Origin of the sequence: Anaerosporobacter sp. (assembly GCF_031551385.1) — a bacterium.
Taxonomy (GTDB): Bacteria; Bacillota; Clostridia; order Lachnospirales; family Lachnospiraceae; genus Anaerosporobacter.
The window spans coordinates 49440-66859 of the sequence record NZ_JAVBNS010000005.1 but is presented as its reverse complement, the minus strand read 5'-3'; the positions used below and the strand labels follow the sequence as shown (position 1 = coordinate 66859).

11 protein-coding genes are annotated in these 17420 nt (G+C 36.7%); 4 read left to right on the top strand and 7 right to left on the bottom strand.

From position 1 onward, the window contains the following. The first annotated feature begins 564 nt into the window (after positions 1-564). The 4 genes from RMR19_RS00755 to RMR19_RS00740 all read left to right on the top strand — a co-directional run bounded on the left by RMR19_RS00755 (position 565) and on the right by RMR19_RS00740 (position 4378). A complete protein-coding gene (locus RMR19_RS00755) occupies positions 565-1239 on the top strand; it encodes a PspA/IM30 family protein (RefSeq protein WP_310601639.1) in 675 nt (224 codons plus the stop codon). Between the two features lie 151 nt (positions 1240-1390). Further along, positions 1391-2455 (top strand): hypothetical protein, encoded by a 1065-nt coding sequence (locus RMR19_RS00750; RefSeq protein ID WP_310601638.1) that lies wholly within the window; start codon positions 1391-1393, stop codon positions 2453-2455. Further along, positions 2455-3363 (top strand): TPM domain-containing protein, encoded by a 909-nt coding sequence (locus RMR19_RS00745; RefSeq protein ID WP_310601637.1) that lies wholly within the window; start codon positions 2455-2457, stop codon positions 3361-3363. The genes RMR19_RS00750 and RMR19_RS00745 overlap by 1 nt, the downstream gene beginning before the upstream one ends. Before the next feature lie 37 nt (positions 3364-3400). Next, positions 3401-4378 carry an SPFH domain-containing protein gene (locus tag RMR19_RS00740; protein WP_310601636.1) on the top strand — a complete coding sequence of 326 codons (978 nt, stop codon included), beginning with the start codon at positions 3401-3403 and terminating at the stop codon, positions 4376-4378. A gap of 76 nt (positions 4379-4454) precedes the next feature. Here RMR19_RS00740 and fba read toward each other — a convergent pair whose 3' ends face one another. From fba to RMR19_RS00705, 7 genes are all read right to left on the bottom strand, one after another. Next, on the bottom strand, positions 4455-5318 hold the full coding sequence (gene fba, locus RMR19_RS00735) for a class II fructose-1,6-bisphosphate aldolase (protein WP_310601635.1): 864 nt from the start codon (positions 5316-5318) through the stop codon (positions 4455-4457). Positions 5319-5484: 166 nt separating this feature from the next. Beyond that, positions 5485-7185: a hypothetical protein gene (locus tag RMR19_RS00730; protein ID WP_310601634.1), complete on the bottom strand. Its 1701-nt coding sequence runs from the start codon at positions 7183-7185 to the stop codon at positions 5485-5487. Positions 7186-7404: 219 nt separating this feature from the next. Next, positions 7405-10257 carry an excinuclease ABC subunit UvrA gene (gene uvrA / locus RMR19_RS00725; RefSeq protein ID WP_310601633.1) on the bottom strand — a complete coding sequence of 951 codons (2853 nt, stop codon included), beginning with the start codon at positions 10255-10257 and terminating at the stop codon, positions 7405-7407. 106 nt (positions 10258-10363) lie between these two features. Next, positions 10364-12349, bottom strand: a complete 1986-nt coding sequence (uvrB, locus tag RMR19_RS00720) for an excinuclease ABC subunit UvrB (protein ID WP_310601632.1) — start codon at positions 12347-12349, stop codon at positions 10364-10366. A gap of 511 nt (positions 12350-12860) precedes the next feature. Further along, the gene (locus RMR19_RS00715) at positions 12861-14150 is read right to left on the bottom strand and encodes an RNA-binding domain-containing protein (protein ID WP_310601631.1); all 1290 of its coding nucleotides are present in this window, start codon (positions 14148-14150) and stop codon (positions 12861-12863) included. Positions 14151-14368: 218 nt separating this feature from the next. Further along, the gene (locus RMR19_RS00710) at positions 14369-14713 is read right to left on the bottom strand and encodes a hydrogenase maturation nickel metallochaperone HypA/HybF (RefSeq protein WP_310601630.1); all 345 of its coding nucleotides are present in this window, start codon (positions 14711-14713) and stop codon (positions 14369-14371) included. Between the two features lie 20 nt (positions 14714-14733). Continuing rightward, a complete protein-coding gene (locus RMR19_RS00705; RefSeq protein ID WP_310601629.1) occupies positions 14734-17406 on the bottom strand; it encodes an FAD-dependent oxidoreductase in 2673 nt (890 codons plus the stop codon). Positions 17407-17420 lie beyond the last annotated feature (14 nt).

Here is a 17420-nt window from a genome sequence, read left to right as displayed (position 1 = left end):
CTCAAATATACTGATTTGTTGTGAGGTATTTGATGAGAAAGACATATGATCACTCCTTTTCTTAATACCTCAATTATACCATATTTGAAGATAATATATTAAATTTTCAAGGTTCAAATGGCCCATTTGTCGGGCAACTCTTATTATGATACAAGGGTCAAAAGGTCATGCTATAAGACTACTGTTTATTATTCTTTCACCTTTTCTTTAGTTTTCTTTTAATTCCTTAAGCTTTCACTAAGCTTTCTAATCCCTTTTTAACTTGACGTTACGGCAAAAAGATAATAAACTATACTTGTAAAAAAAATGTAGCGGCGTTCAAAAATTATAACTTGTAATAATGCATACTTGTGACTACGTTACAATTCACCTATGAAACAATTTCAGTAACTATTCAGAAGGTAGTAATTCAAGGTGTTTTCTGTGAGTGAAAGCCACAGAAAACCTGAGGATAACAGCGCCAAATCATATGCTTTTTTGTGATTTGCGTGCATAACTGTAACTTGAAGGACAAAGTCCTGAATAGTTACCAATTTCAATTACATATTAAGGGAGGTTACACGAATGGGTATATTAACAAGATTTAAAGATATTATGGCAAGCAATATTAACGCACTTCTCGACAAAGCAGAAGATCCTGAAAAAATGATTGACCAATGTTTACGTAACTTAAATGGCGATTTAGGAAAAGTAAAAGCAGAAACAGCGTCTATCATGGCTGAAGAACAACGCGCTAAACGCGAATTAGATGAATGCACAAGCGAAATGAATAAGATGCAAAGTTTTGCAGTAAAAGCTCTTGAATCAGGAAATGATGATGATGCTCGTAAATTCTTAGAGAAGAAATCTTCTTTAGCTAACAAACAAGCTGGTCTTCAAGAATCATACAACCTTGCAAATGCAAATGCTACTCAAATGAGACAAATGCACGACAAACTTGTAAACGATATCAACGAATTAGAATCTCGTAAAGATATGATCAAAGGCAAGATGGCAGTAGCCAAAACTCAAGACCGTATCAACAAAATTGGTTCTAGCGTTTCAAGTGCCAATAATTCTTTATCAGCATTCGATAGAATGGAAGCAAAAGCAAACAAGATGCTTGACTCTGCTAATGCTATGACAGAATTAAACAAAGGTACTAAAGACGACATTGCTGACTTAACTGCAAAATACTCTAGTCCAGCTTCAGAAATCGATGATGAACTAGCTGCTTTAAAAGCAAGTTTAGGCAAATAACAGAAAACAAATTTATAAAGGTGCTGTATAGTGACATATAAGCTACATTTTGTAGACTAATCGTTCCTTTGCAGCACCTATTTTGTTACTGTTCACAGAGCGAACAGTAACCCTTATTTTGAACTCAATAAAAAATTAGGAGAAATACTATATGGTTGTTCAATACAAATGCCCTTGTTGCGGTGCTGATATGAAATTCGATAGCATTACAGGGAAGCTTCTATGCGAAAGCTGCTCTTACACAAGTGATATTGATACGATGCAACGCAACCAAAACGGAAATACTACCTCTTCTGAATCATATTCCAATTCGACAGGCTCTACTTCCTACGGTTCACAGATTAATCAGTATATATGTAACAATTGTGGTGCTGTACTAATTACAGAGCCAGATACCACCGCAACCACTTGCAACTTCTGTGGCGCTCCTGTTGTTCTTGCTGACCGATTATCTGGTGAATCTTCACCACACTATGTTATTCCGTTTCAAATCAATAAAGAGCAAGCCCAAGAAGCCTTTAAAAAATGGTGCAAAAAAGGCAGGCTCACCCCAGCGGGATTTATGACTGCAGACAGAATCAAAAGTATGACAGGGTTATATGTTCCATTTTGGCTATATGATTTGCAAACCAACGGTGAAATGAATGCTGCATGCACTCATGTTAGCACCTATGAGCAAGGTGACTACATTGTTACCGAAACAAAACATTATAATGTACACCGAAGTGCAAACCTTTCCTATCTTAAAGTACCAGTCGATGCATCCGCAAAGATGAATGACCAACTTATGGATAAACTCGAACCATTTGATTATCGTAGTTTAAAACATTTTAATATGCCTTATCTTGCAGGTTATGTTGCCGAAAAATATAATTATACAGATAAAGACTTGTTCCCTCGTGTTCAAGCCCGTGTTGCCAATTATGTTGAAACTTATCTTCGTTCCAGTATAACTGGCTATAGTTCTGTAAGCGTACTTGACAGAAGAATTCACATACGCCCTAGAAATGCATTCTATGCATTATTACCTGTATGGCTCGTTGCCTATGATTATAAAGATTCTGAGCATGTATTTGCCATGAACGGACAGACGGGTAAGATTGTCGGACGCCCACCATTAAGCAAAGGTAAAATCTTCGCTTGGTTTGGCGGTATTACAGCCGTTAGTTTTGCTATTATCAAAATCATTGCATTATTAGCAGGAGGTGGATTTTAATGAAAACAGTAAAGAAACTGATACCTCCGTCATTACTTATTTTAGTATGTTTGTTACTAAGCTTAGTAATTGTTCCCGTGCTTCAAGTTGCCGCAAGCAAAACCACTTCCTATATTATTGATAATGCCAATCTATTGTCCTCTGACGAACAAACAGAGCTGAACAAACTTGCCAGCAAATACAGCAAAGATAAGTCCATGTCCATTGTCACTATTACTACAAATGACACTAATAATTTATCTACAACAAACTATGCTAGTAATTATTACGACACTTATATTCACGATACGGAAGGATACACTAATGATTGTGTTATATTCATGATTGATATGGAACATCGTAATGTAAATATTTTTGCTTACGAAGATGCCGCTATTTACATGGATACTTCTCGCTGCGATAAGGTTCTTGATGTTGTTACCTCAAAATTATCTGATGGTGATTATTACAACGCTATCAAAACATTCCTTGAGAAAACAAACAAATACCTTGGCACAGAGCCTACAACAAGTTCAAGCAATACGAATTCAAATAGTTCGAATTCAAACAGTACACCTTCCAAACAGACACCATACACTTCCGAAGAATATGACACTGCAACACCAAATAACATCTTCTATAATATATGGTTCCAGCTTGCACTTGCTGTTATTATCGGTATAATATCTGTCAGTATTATGGTATCTAACTCTGGAGGCAAAGTAACTACAAACTCATCAACATACCTAGATCACTCTAATTCAAAGCTGACTGGTTGCTACGATAATTATGTTCGTACTACAACCACTCGCAGGAAAAAACCCGAACACAACGATAATAATAACAACCACCACTCTGGTGGCTCTAGCACTGGAGGGACTACTTCCGGAGGAAGTTCTTTCTCAAGTGGTCATCAACGAAGTTTTTAACTAATACTATATAATTCATTATAAAGGAGAACTACTTATGGGACTTTTTTCAAATCAACTTTCTAATGTCGTGGAATGGAAAGAATTTCGCGAAGACATGATTTTTTATAAATGGGCGAATCAAGAAATAAAGAAAGGAAGCCGTCTTATTATTCGACCAGGCCAAGACGCCATCTTTTTATTCAATGGTAAAATTGAAGGTATCTTTACTGACGAAGGTGATTACGATATCGAATCACAGATCATTCCTTTCCTATCTACATTAAAAGGCTTTAAATTTGGATTTAACAGCGGTATGCGCGCCGAAGTGCTTTTTATCAACACGAAGGAATTTATGGTTCGTTGGGGCACTGGAAATCCAATTAACATACCTACTCCTCAATTACCAGGTGGTATGCCAATCCGTGCTAATGGCACTTTCAGTTTCAAAGTCAACGATTACATTAAATTAATTGACAAAATTGCCGGTGTTAGAAATTCCTATGTTGTTGAAGATGTAAAATTACGAATCACATCCATATTAGACCAATTACTAATGAAATGGATTGTCAAAGAAGGAAAAGATATGTTCAACCTTCAAGCAATGTCATTTGATATCGCTAAAGGCATTAAAGAAGATTTAGATATGCAATTATTTGATAGTGGTATTACAATTACAAACTTCCAGATTATGAGCTTTAACTATCCTGAGAGTGTTCAGAAGATGATTGAAAAAACCGCTTCACACAGCATGATTGGAAATATGAACACATACCAACAAGTTTCTATGGTTGATGGAATTGCTTCTGGTAAAGTTCATGGTGGTGGAACTGCTTCTGATATGGCGGGCATGATGATGGGCATGAACATGGCAAATCAAATGATGCAGAATATGAATCAAGCGAATAACTCTAATCAATCTGTGTCCAACCCAGCCACTTCAAATCCTGCTACAGGAAAGCCAAACTTCTGTCCTAATTGCGGACAAAAAACGGGCGAAACTAACTTCTGCTCAAACTGCGGACAAAAACTTTAACAACAAAAAACTGTCGCTATAGTTCAATACTATGCGACAGTTTTTATTATTTACAACAATAATTTTATATTGTTTATTATGCTTGGTTAACTGATCCGAAAAGTTCCATTTTTTCTTTAACAGTTGCTTTGATTGCTTCAAAACCTGGAGCAAGTAATTTACGTGGGTCAAATCCTTTTCCTTCAAGGTCTTTTCCAGATTCAATGTACTTACGAGTTGCTTCTGCGAAAGATAATTGACATTCTGTATTTACGTTGATTTTTGCAACTCCTAAAGAGATAGCTTTTTTGATCATATCTTCTGGAATTCCTGTACCACCATGAAGAACTAATGGCATATCTCCAACTTTTTCACTAACTGCTGCTAATGTTTCAAAGCTAAGACCAGCCCAGTTTTCTGGGTATTTTCCGTGGATATTACCGATACCAGCTGCTAACATTGTTACGCCAAGATCAGCGATTTGTTTACACTCATCTGCATCTGCACATTCACCAGCGCCTACAACGCCATCTTCTTCTCCACCAATTGAACCAACTTCTGCTTCAAGTGATAAATTCTTTTCGTTACAGATTTTAACTAACTCTGTAGTTTTAGCGATATTTTCTTCGATTGGATAATGTGAACCATCAAACATAACAGAAGAGAATCCAGCTTCGATACATTTTTGAGCACCATCAAAGCTACCATGGTCTAAGTGTAATGATACTGGTACAGTGATATTCATATCTTGGATTAAACCATTAACCATACCAACGATTGCATGGTATCCGCCCATATATTTTCCAGCACCTTCTGATACACCAAGGATTACTGGTGAGTTGTTTTCTTGAGCTGTTATAAGAACTGCTTTTGTCCATTCTAAGTTGTTGATATTGAATTGACCTACTGCGTATTTTCCTGCTTTTGCTTTTACAAGCATGTCTTTTGCTGATACTAACATTATTTCATCCTCCAAATCTTCTTTTCAATAATTCATGTAATCACTGAATAACGCTATGTTATTCAGTTTCAAACGTTCTATGTTGCTATATCGCTATTATTATAACGCATTTATTTCGAAAAAGAAACCTTAAATTGATATTTTTTTAACATTTATATTGGAAGCCTTATTCCACTTCTTCCATCTGAATTTTTTCATCAAATGCGTATACTACATTGCCATCATAATCTACAATTGTTCTAACACCTTCCCTTTGCGCTAAAATGTACTTGCTTCCTACTTGCTCAATCATCTCATAACATGGTGAATGATAGATTTTCATTCCCTCTACATTATAGATATAGGAGATATCATCTAGTTCATAATATTCTGTAAAATCCGTAATCACTAGATTTCCATCCAACACTTGCACCACTAGATTTGCACCCTCCGCTATTAGTTCATTCTTATAATATACATAAATCTTTGTCTCTTCGTCTAATTCATTTGTAATCAAATAAAAATCATGCAATGGTGATTGCAACTCTACAATTCCAAACTCACCAATATCAAATTGATATGTCTCTTTACATTCGTAATCATACACTTCAAAACTATTTTCTCTTTGATAGAACAAATTATGCGGTGTAAAATCTATTCCATATGGCTGTAGATGACCTTGAAACTCTTCTCCGTCTGTCGTCAAGAGATGATTTCCTTCTTTATCATAATACGACACAACACTATTGTTTCTTGTTGCATCATATATTGTACCCGTTTTATCCGTTACAATACCATAGTCATCATTTGCTCTATCAATGTCTTTTTCAGCATCTGCATCTTCTACATTCGTATCATCTCCTATTGCCGAAGTATCCTCATTCGAAGAGACATCTTCTTTCACATATTCAGACAAGCAATACAGCCAATATTCAACCGTTATCATTTTATCTGGAAATTCTTCTTGATTAACACACGTAATCATCTTACCACTTTTGTCCAGAATCAATTGATACTTACCAACGTTCGCCTCAATCATCTGACTATAATCATTATAATTTACTACAAAAAAATGTTCCTCTTCAACACCTTTTAATTTACAGTTAGCCACGACCTTTTCTTTCGTGATCACCTGCTCTCCCTTTTCATTATATATAATGTCTCCCTCTTCTGTATTCGATGCTACAAAATATGCACCGTGAACCATACCATAGCTGTTACTTATTGAATTAATGCATCTTCCTTCTGCATCATAAATCCTTATCGGCTGCATTCCATCATACGAAATATTCCACAGATTTTCACCAAGAAGACTAACATAACTATTGGTCACATCAATTCCCTCTGCTAAGACATTCCCAAGCTCATTATATATCGTCATACCTGTTGTATTTGATTCTATATTGTTTAAAAACGCTCCATAACAGCCATTTGCATATTGAACTAAAGAATCATAGTCCATTGGAATAATCCAATCGTTCTCTTCTAAATCATATACACCATATATATATTGGTTTGGCTCAATAATGGTTGCTCCATTTCTTTTTGTCTCATCTAACATACCAATAATAATCGGTTTCGTTATATCAATAACTCCCATCTCTTCATTAGGAATCACTGCATTTTCAAAATACTTCTTTATCTTCATTGATGAATCAAAGAACACTACTTTCCCATATCCATAATCCAAATCATCTTCGCCAACATAATACCATTCATTTGGCTCTATATCTAAATGTACTTCTATTTCAGGTAGATTATTAGGATCTTCTTCATCTAAAACATTTCGTTCTTCATTTTCATTCTTTTTATCTATCGTCTTATCATCATGCTTACATGCCACACATAAGAGTATAATCAGCACCAATACTGGCATAATCTTCTTCATCTCATATCCCCCCAAGACTTGTTCTAATGCTAAATCAATAGCTAACGCAATCCAGAACAATGATGCTAATTTGACTCCATTGTCCTAGTATCCACATTATATCATATATAAAATAGATTAACTAGAGAAAACAAAGAAACGCCATGGGAAGCATACTTGTTACTGTTTACACAAAACATTCACAGTAATGATAACTTCACATGGCGCTCTGCTTTATTTCTATGCAAAACGTTCTAACTGTTTTTTAATATAGATACCTGTATAAGATTGCTCATTGTTTGCTACTTCTTCTGGAGTTCCTGTCGCTACTACAGTACCGCCTTTATCTCCACCTTCCGGACCAATGTCAATAATATAGTCAGCAGTCTTTATTACATCAAGATTATGTTCAATAACAACAACCGTGTTTCCACCATCGGAAAGCCTTCTCAAGATATCAATCAACTTATGAACATCTGCAAAATGCAAACCTGTCGTAGGTTCATCTAAAATATAGATGGTCTTTCCTGTACTTCTCTTACTAAGTTCCGTTGCAAGCTTAATTCTTTGTGCTTCACCACCTGATAACGTTGTTGATGGTTGTCCCAATTTTACATAAGATAAACCAACATCATTTAGCGATTCTATCTTTCGTTTAATAGCAGGCATATTTTCAAAGAATTTTAATGCTTCTCCCACTGTCATATCAAGTACATCATAGATGTTCTTGCCTTTGTACTTAACTTCAAGTGTCTCTCTGTTATATCGTTTTCCTCCACAAACTTCACAAGGTACATAGACGTCTGCCAAGAAATTCATCTCGATCTTTAAGATACCATCTCCACTACAAGCTTCACAACGACCACCTTTTACATTAAAACTGAATCGCCCTTTCTTGTAACCTTTCGCTTTCGCATCAGCTGTTGTAGCAAACAAATCTCTAACTTGATCAAATACACCTGTATAGGTTGCCGGGTTCGAACGAGGAGTACGTCCAATTGGTGATTGGTCTATATCAATAACTTTATCAAGATTTTCAATTCCCGTCATATCTGTATGCTTGCCAGGTATGCATCTTGCACGGTTAAGGTCTCTCGCAAGACGTTTGTATAAGATTTCATTAACTAACGAACTCTTACCAGAACCCGATACACCCGTCACACAAGTCATGATGCCAAGTGGAATATCTACAGATACATTCTTTAAGTTATTCTCTTTCGCACCTCTTATCTTAAGATAATCTGTGGCTTTTCTTCTCTCTTTTGGTACTGGTATTTGAATTCTGCCACTTAGGTAAGCACCTGTAATTGAATCTGGGTTCGCCATAATTTCTTCGGCTGTTCCTTCTGCAATTAAACTACCACCATATTCACCTGCTCCTGGACCTATATCAATTACATGATCCGCCGCAAACATAGTATCCTCATCATGCTCAACAACAATTAATGTATTACCTAGGTCCTTCAAGTTAGATAGCGTTCGTAATAGTTTATCATTATCTCTTTGATGAAGCCCTATACTTGGTTCATCTAAGATATAGGCAACACCTACTAGCCCTGAACCAATCTGAGTTGCAAGACGAATACGTTGTGATTCTCCACCTGACAGCGTTCCTGTTGCACGCGCTAATGATAAATACTCTAAGCCTACATCAATTAAAAAACCTAGACGAGCATGAATCTCCTTTAAGATAATCTTTCCAATCTTCATTTGCATAGAAGTTAGTTCCAATGCATTCATAAAATCAAACAAATCTCTAATAGATTTTCCAGTAAGGTCTGCAATATTCTCATCTCCTACAGTAACTGCAAGAGATTCCTTCTTTAGCCTTTTACCACCACAACATTTACAAGGTGTCGTTCTCATGAATGTCTCATATTCCTGCTTTGAAGAATCTGAACCTGTTTCACGATATCTTCGTTCTACATTCTTAACCAAGCCTTCAAACGCAACATCGTATACACCTTCTCCACGCTGCCCCTTATAATATACTTTAACTGTTTTTCCATCTGTTCCATAGATTATTACATTCCTAATATCTTCAGGTAACTCTTCATATGGTGTTTCGAGACTAAACTTATATTCTTTGGATAATGCCAGTAAAATTGCATGTGTAAACGAACCTGCATCTGTTGCTGATTGCCAACCCATAACAGCAATTGCCCCTTGTGCAAGACTTAACTTCTTATCTGGTATCATTAATTCTTCATCAAACTCCATCTTAATACCAATACCCACACACTCTGGACATGCACCAAACGGATTATTAAACGAGAAGTTTCTCGGCTCTATCTCTTCAATGCTAATACCACAATCTGAACAAGCAAAGTTTTGACTAAAGTTTAATGATTCTCCATCTACAATATCAACAATAAGTAAACCTTCTGCCAACTTCAATACACTTTCTATCGAATCCGATAGACGCTTTTCTATGCCCTCTTTCACTACAAGACGGTCTACAATAATCTCTATATTATGTTTTTTGTTCTTATCTATCTTGATTTCTTCACTAAGTTCATACAAAGAACCATCAACCATTACACGTACATAACCACTCTTCTTCGCTTGTTCAAACAATTTAACATGTTCTCCCTTACGACCACGCACGACTGGCGCAAGTAGTTGTATCTTTGTACGCTCTGGTATTTTCATGATTTCATCTACCATTTGGTCAACTGTCTGCTTTTTAATCTCCTTACCACACTTTGGACAATGTGGTATACCGATACGAGCATATAGAAGACGGTAGTAATCATAAATCTCTGTTACTGTTCCTACTGTAGAACGAGGATTTCGATTTGTCGATTTTTGATCAATTGATATTGCTGGTGGTAACCCCTCAATGCTCTCTACATTTGGCTTTTCCATTTGACCAAGGAATTGTCTTGCATAAGAGGACAATGATTCCATATATCTTCTTTGTCCTTCTGCATAGATGGTATCAAAAGCAAGTGAAGACTTTCCCGAACCACTGAGTCCAGTTAGTACAACAAATTCATCTCTTGGTATATTCAAGCTAATATCTTTTAAATTATGCTCTTTTGCTCCACGTATCTTTATATACTTTTTATTGTCTCTTTCTTCTTTTATCATGTTAATAACCATGCCTTTCTAATAGCTTGCAAACACGCGCTTGGAGTGCATGCGTATATTCGTGTGTAAAGAATCACATTTTTCACACTACACTCCTCCAGCATTGCTAGCCTATCTCGTTCAAATGCTTCTTCAATTCAAGAAGTTTATCCCTTAACTGCGCCGCCATCTCAAAGTTAAGCTCTGCTGCCGCTTTATGCATCTCTTTCGTAATCTTCTTAAGTACTGCTTCTAACTCTTTCTTCGACATAGATTCATAATCTTTATCCATATCATACATCTCTTTGTCAACTCTCTTCGAAATACTAATTAATTCTCGCACTTTCTTATTAATCGTTGTTGGAGTAATACCATGTTCCTCATTGTACTTTTGCTGAATCTCTCGACGACGATTGGTCTCCGTTATGGCTTTCGTCATAGAATCTGTCATCTTATCCGCATACATGATTACATGTCCATCCGAATTACGTGCTGCACGACCAACCGTCTGAATCAATGATGTTTCGGAACGAAGGAAACCTTCCTTATCTGCATCTAGTATCGCTACTAATGTAATTTCAGGGATATCAAGTCCCTCACGCAATAAGTTGATTCCAATTAAAACGTCAAATACATCTAGTCGCATATCTCGAATAATCTCTGAACGTTCCAATGTATCAATATCAGAATGAAGGTACTTCACCCGAATGCCAACTTCTCGCATATAATCTGTTAAATCTTCTGCCATTCGTTTTGTTAACGTTGTAACAAGAATTTTGTTTTTCTTAGCAATTTCCTTATTAACCTCACCTATCAAGTCATCAATTTGACCTTCAACTGGCTTAACCTCAATAATAGGGTCTAATAGACCTGTCGGACGAATAATCTGTTCTGTTCGGAGTAATTCATGTTCTCTTTCATAGACATTCGGAGTCGCGGATACAAACATCATCTGATTAATCTTACTTTCAAATTCTTCAAAATTCAATGGTCGGTTATCGAGTGCTGATGGCAAACGGAAACCGTAATTAACAAGTGTTTCTTTACGTGCTCTATCGCCCGAATACATTCCACGTACTTGTGGTATTGTAATATGTGATTCATCTGCAATAATTAAGAAATCCTCCGGAAAATAATCCATCAACGTAGAAGGTGTACTCCCTGATTTCAGCCCAGACATCGGCCCAGAATAATTCTCAATACCAGAACAAAATCCTGTTTCACGAAGCATCTCAATATCAAAGTTTGTACGCTCTGCAATTCTCTGTGCCTCAAGAAGTTTTCCTTCCTTTTTGAAAAACAACACTCGTTCCTCTAATTCATCCTCAATCCTTTTAACTGCTTCATTTAGCTTTTCTGGTGAAACAACATAATGTGATGCAGGAAACATAACTGCATGTTCCAGTGTAGATTTCACTTCACCAGTCAATACATCAATCTCTGTAATTCTATCGATCTCATCGCCAAAAAATTCTACACGTACTGCAGTATCTGTAGCTGTAACCGGAAAGATTTCTACAACATCTCCTCGAACACGGAAACTACCACGTTTGAAATCCATATCATTTCTTGTATATTGAATATCAATCAGCTTTCTAAGAATATCATCACGGTCTTTTATCATTCCCGGACGCAAGGACAACGTCATATTCTGATAGTCAATCGGCGCACCCAATCCATAGATACACGATACACTGGCAATAACAATAACATCTCTTCGTTCTGTCAGTGCTGCCGTAGCAGAATGTCGCAGTTTATCTATCTCATCATTAACTGCCGAATCCTTCTCTATAAAGCTGTCTGTCGATGGAACATATGCCTCTGGCTGATAATAATCATAGTAGGATACAAAATACTCAACTGCATTCTCCGGAAAGAACTCTTTGAATTCCCCATACAACTGCGCTGCTAACGTTTTATTATGCGCCATGATAAGCGTTGGTCTATTCAATGCTTGTATTACATTCGCCATTGTAAATGTTTTACCCGAACCTGTAACTCCTAGCAACGTCTGAAACTGATTACCTTCTTCAAATCCTTTAACCAAATCACGTATCGCTTCTGGCTGATCTCCTGTAGGAGCAAATTCCGATACTAATTTAAAATGATCCATCGTCATATCCTTTCTTCTGTGACTATTTCACAATTGTTTTATAACCGTTCACTTAGGATAATAAGTCTAATTCAAGCTTGTCTCAAGTGGCATTTTGAGTAAATTGCTTCCTTATCATCTTGGAATTTTATCATCCAACTTTTCTACCAATTATATCACATGCATTTTCCAAAAGCAACAAATTTCGAATGTTTGTTCTGTGTTATTATAGCAACATGTTACTGTTCACACATAACGTTCACAGCAACAGCAACATAACTCTTCACATAAAGCGTTTATATTAACAAAGAAATCTTCATCACTTATCTTAGTATCGCCAAAAAAGCTAGGGATACATCACAAAATTTGCATCTCTAGCCATTTTATCGTTACTGCCAAATTCATTCTTTGCAGACTCTTTTTTCTCTTATCTATTTCTAAAGCAATATTACATTTTAGTTTTATTTAATTTATATCTTCTGGTTTTGTTAGTCCCTAATAACTGAATTTTCTTTTTATCAACCAACTCATTTTAAATTCTTCTAGTTTGTGGTGGTTTTAAACCAATAGCCTCAGCAATCTCAGCAGTCTTGTACTCTTTATCCTTCTCCATGTAATCTAATATTTTTTCATAATTAGCTTTTGTTATTGCGGAAGTCTTTTTATCGCTGATTTTTATCGCTGATTTTTTATCGCTGATTTTTATCGCTGATTTTTTATCGCCGATTTTATTTTTTTTATTAAAATCAAACGAATATTCATCATTCAAAGGAACAATGATTTTAAACACATCGCCTTCAATCATTTCTGGTTCTAATCCCGAATACAATTTCCCATATTTAAACAAATTTCTTACTCCAGATCCTAATTGATCCGACAAGCCAATATTTCTAAAAAACGATGCAATAATTGGATTCTTCGGATTTGGCTCAAAATCATCTGGTGTCATTATACCTTCACGAACTGCCCTATTTGCGTTTTCTACAAACATTCTATCCTTTTCAATCACAAATTTCGCAATATAAGAACTCGTCATCTCCCTGTGAATCAGCGTATTCACAAGCATTTCACGTGCAATAATATTTCTTATACTGACTCTCTTGTCATCCTCAAGGAAAAACTTATCCCACAAATGCTTTTCAGCAAATCCCATTAGTTGATCATAACTCTCAATCAAATTCGTCTGAACGATTAATCTGTCATCATATCTATCAATATTCACCTTTCGCAATAATGCATCCGTCCTATATCCCGAAGCAATCGACAAAATTATATCATCTTTTCCTAACAGCATTGCTGCCGCCAAATTATAGCCCTGTTGACCAGTACTCGCATCTTTTCCATATAATCCAGCACTTTTTAATACTTCCTCATCACTCATGTTCTTCCATGGATGCTTACCACCCGCATGATTAACTGCCATCTGCTTAACCCTTGCCAATAAATCCAGTCTCAAATCTTCATATTTTAAGTATGGATATATCTTCTTCTCTGTAAAGATATTCTGCTTTCTTATATACATAGCTGCAATCTGGCTAGTTGCAGTAACCTTTACATCCGCATCATCTACTCTGTCATAAATAATTTTCTTAAAACTATGAACCTCCGAGCTTGGTGGTACATGAATATGAATAATTGTTTTACCCTCATATTTTATCATCTTCGGCTCCAAATAAGCTATTGGTTGAAACATATTCGGATTACTTATAATTTTTATAAAGTTTTTAATCATTTCAGATGCGGCTTTTTCCGATACTCCGACAGCAGTTCCATCATCTTCAACTCCAAGATAGATATCCCCATTATACCACACCACATTCATCTTTATATATCTGTTTTTTCATTCGCGTGCTCGTTTTTCTTCTTCCTAGAATATGACTACGTATTTTTCCTCGAAACATATACCGATTCTTCTGCTAGTTTATTAAATCCTTTACAAGCAAGCTATAAATAAGATAAACTCTAACCCAAAAGCTAGAGATACAACATAACCTCTGCATCTCTAGCTTTCTCTTACTATTCTATCATTTTGTTTTCAACTTACTCATATGTGACGATTTCTTTAATAAAGAACTCTTTCCCACTTAGCATCTCAAATTCCTTTGTCTTGCATTCCGGACAGACACCTTTATTGTCAATCAAATTAAAAATCTGACCGCATTGCCTGCACCTGCCATTTCCAGGAATGATTTCAATCTGTAGTTCAGAGCCATGCAAGAGTGTTCCCTCTACTGCCGCAGGATAGAGCTTTGTTAGATATTTGGGCACCATAGAGCAAAGTTCTCCGACTTGAAGCACTAGTGTTTCAATACGCTCCACTTCATTCTCTATGGCTATTTTTTCTACTTGCTTAACAACTTCTAACAATACACCCAATTCATGCATTCCACATTCCCGCTTCCCAATTAATTGAACTTGTCCTTTATCTTCTTCACTGCAATTTTGGCTTTTCTCTTTATTACAGTTTTAACAACTACTGGTTTCAAATCTTCGTAACTAACGCCTTCTTTGTCATATGCTCGAACTAATTTGATTGCGTCGAATTTACATTTTGTTGTACATTGGCCACAACCAACACACATGAATTCATCTATTACCGTCGCTCCACAACCAAGGCAACGCTCTGTCTCTTTCTTCATCTGCTCTTCTGTAAATGTAGCTCGAACATCTGCAAAAACATCTTTTTCTTTTGAATGGTCATGCTCTGCCTTTTGTCTTGGCATACGGTCATATCCACCAAAATCGATATTACCTTTATCAAGTGATTGATATGCACGTCTATCTCTTCCAAACACCAAACTTTGTCCTGGTTGAACAAAACGATGAATCGAGATTGCTCCTTGCTTTCCTGCTGCGATTGCATCAATTGCAAATCTTGGCCCTGTAAAGGAGTCTCCACCAGCGAAGATATCCGGTTCTGCTGTTTGATATGTAAATGGATCTGCTTGAATTGTCTTGTTTGGATTTAGCTTAACATTTGTTCCTGCAACAAGTTCTCCCCATTCAATCGATTGGCCAACAGATAGTAATACATAATCTGCATCTACGATTATCGTTTCATTTTCATCATACATTGGACTGAATCTGTGATCGTTGTCAAAAACAGACTTGCAACGTTTGAATTCAACACCTACCACTTTGCCATTTTCAGTAAGAATACGTTTTGGTCCCCAGCTATTATTGATAACAATTCCTTCTTCTTCTGCTTCAAGACACTCTTCCTCTAATGCAGGCATTTCTGTACGATTTTCAAGGCAATATAAACCTACTGTCTCAGCACCAACTCTTGTTGCGTTACGAGCTACGTCAATCGCTACATTACCACCACCAATTACAACAACTTTACCATGTAATACTTCTGCTTTACCAAGATTTACATTACGCACGAAATCAACACCAGCAATTACACCACTCGCATCTTCGCCTTCAATACCAAGCCCTCTTCCACCTTGTGCTCCAATCGCCAAATAGAATGCCTTGTATCCTTGCTCTCTTAATTCCTTTATTGTGATATCCTTACCAACTTCCACACCAGTTTTAAATGTTACACCAAGTTCTCGAAGCGTTTCAATTTCCGCATTAACAACATCTTTTTCTAGTCGGAAGTTCGGAATTCCTAATGTAAGCATTCCACCAAGAACTTCTTGCTTTTCAAAAACAGTTACAGCATAACCATCAATCGCTAAGAAGAATGCGCAAGAAAGTCCTGCTGGCCCACCACCTACTACTGCAATCTTCTTGCCATATTCATGTTTTTGTCTTGGTACAAATCTGTTTTCTGATTTTAATTCCTGATCCGCAATAAACTTCTTGATTTCATCAATTGCAATCGCATCATCAATATCGCCACGTGTACATGCTGATTCACATTTTCTTGGACAGATACGGCCGCACACTGCCGGAAATGGATTCTCATGTTTGATTAACTCAAGTGCTTCTCGATATCTTCCTTGCGATGCTAACTTTATATAACCTTGGATTGCTATATGCGCTGGGCATTCTGTCTTACATGGGCTCGTTCCAGTATCTACAACATTCTTTCGATTAATGCGGTAATCTGCATTCCATTTTTCTGGTCCCCATTCGGTATCTCTTGGAGTCTCTACTTTCTTCTCAGGAAGCGGATTTTTCGTACATAATTTTTGACCTAACTGCGCTGCATTTGTTGGACAATTCTCTACACATTCGCCACAAGCAACACATTTCTCAGAATCTACCTTTGCTTGATAGTTGGAACGTGACATATCAACATTTTTAAACATCTCTGCCGTTCGAAGTGCAAGACAAGAGCAACCACAACAATTACAAATCGCATGTGTTTTTCCAGAACCATCTAAGTTTGGTATCTGGTGCATAAGACCATTTTCTTCTGCTTTGCGAATAATCTCAAAGGCTTCTTCCCTTGTAATCTGGCGTCCTCTGCCTGTTCTAATATAGTATTCTGCTGCATGGTCAAGCTGAATACACATATCTTCTGCTAAATGTCCACAACCTTCTCCCATAATCTTACGAGAAGTTCGACAAGAACAATCCGACACCGAAAACATATGACTATCATTCAGGTACTTCGAGATTTCTTCATAGGATGCTTTTCTTGTCTCTCCATCAATCGCCATCTCAATAGGAATAACGCGCATAAGCCCTGTTCCTGGCGGAAAACTACCTACTGATCTTGGTCCATTTTCACGTCCATAGGCTTCGAATGCTTCTGCTATCTGTGGATACTTCACAACATTTTCTTTGTTGTTTACCATCATCTCCATGATACCTGGAACCCAAGTATCATACCAATATACGTCTACACCATCTCTTTCATTGATGAAACATACTCCCGCCATTGCTAGATCCCAGCAAAGCTCTTTTGTTCTCTCTAATGATTTATTACATTTAAGTGCTAACTGTTCTGCATTTTGTGGTTTTCTAAACTCCATAACCAATGCTACTTCTGCCATCTCATCCGTAACTACCGGTTCAAGAATTCGATATCTCGCATCATCTACCGTAATTGACCCTTTTGCACCAACTTTTTTTCCACTAACTTTATTCGCAAATTCTAATACTTTTTGTTTTGTCGCCATAAGCACACGCTCCT

What these genes read in the sequence shown, in the direction of transcription:
- uvrA (WP_310601633.1), bottom strand. Translation starts at nt 10,257, where the DNA reads ATGATAAAAGAAGAAAGAGACAATAAAAAGTATATAAAGATACGTGGA.
- RMR19_RS00750 (WP_310601638.1), top strand. Translation starts at nt 1,391, where the DNA reads ATGGTTGTTCAATACAAATGCCCTTGTTGCGGTGCTGATATGAAATTC.
- uvrB (WP_310601632.1), bottom strand. Translation starts at nt 12,349, where the DNA reads ATGGATCATTTTAAATTAGTATCGGAATTTGCTCCTACAGGAGATCAG.
- fba (WP_310601635.1), bottom strand. Translation starts at nt 5,318, where the DNA reads ATGTTAGTATCAGCAAAAGACATGCTTGTAAAAGCAAAAGCAGGAAAA.
- RMR19_RS00715 (WP_310601631.1), bottom strand. Translation starts at nt 14,150, where the DNA reads ATGAATGTGGTGTGGTATAATGGGGATATCTATCTTGGAGTTGAAGAT.
- RMR19_RS00740 (WP_310601636.1), top strand. Translation starts at nt 3,401, where the DNA reads ATGGGACTTTTTTCAAATCAACTTTCTAATGTCGTGGAATGGAAAGAA.
- RMR19_RS00710 (WP_310601630.1), bottom strand. Translation starts at nt 14,713, where the DNA reads ATGCATGAATTGGGTGTATTGTTAGAAGTTGTTAAGCAAGTAGAAAAA.
- RMR19_RS00745 (WP_310601637.1), top strand. Translation starts at nt 2,455, where the DNA reads ATGAAAACAGTAAAGAAACTGATACCTCCGTCATTACTTATTTTAGTA.
- RMR19_RS00705 (WP_310601629.1), bottom strand. Translation starts at nt 17,406, where the DNA reads ATGGCGACAAAACAAAAAGTATTAGAATTTGCGAATAAAGTTAGTGGA.
- RMR19_RS00755 (WP_310601639.1), top strand. Translation starts at nt 565, where the DNA reads ATGGGTATATTAACAAGATTTAAAGATATTATGGCAAGCAATATTAAC.
- RMR19_RS00730 (WP_310601634.1), bottom strand. Translation starts at nt 7,185, where the DNA reads ATGAAGAAGATTATGCCAGTATTGGTGCTGATTATACTCTTATGTGTG.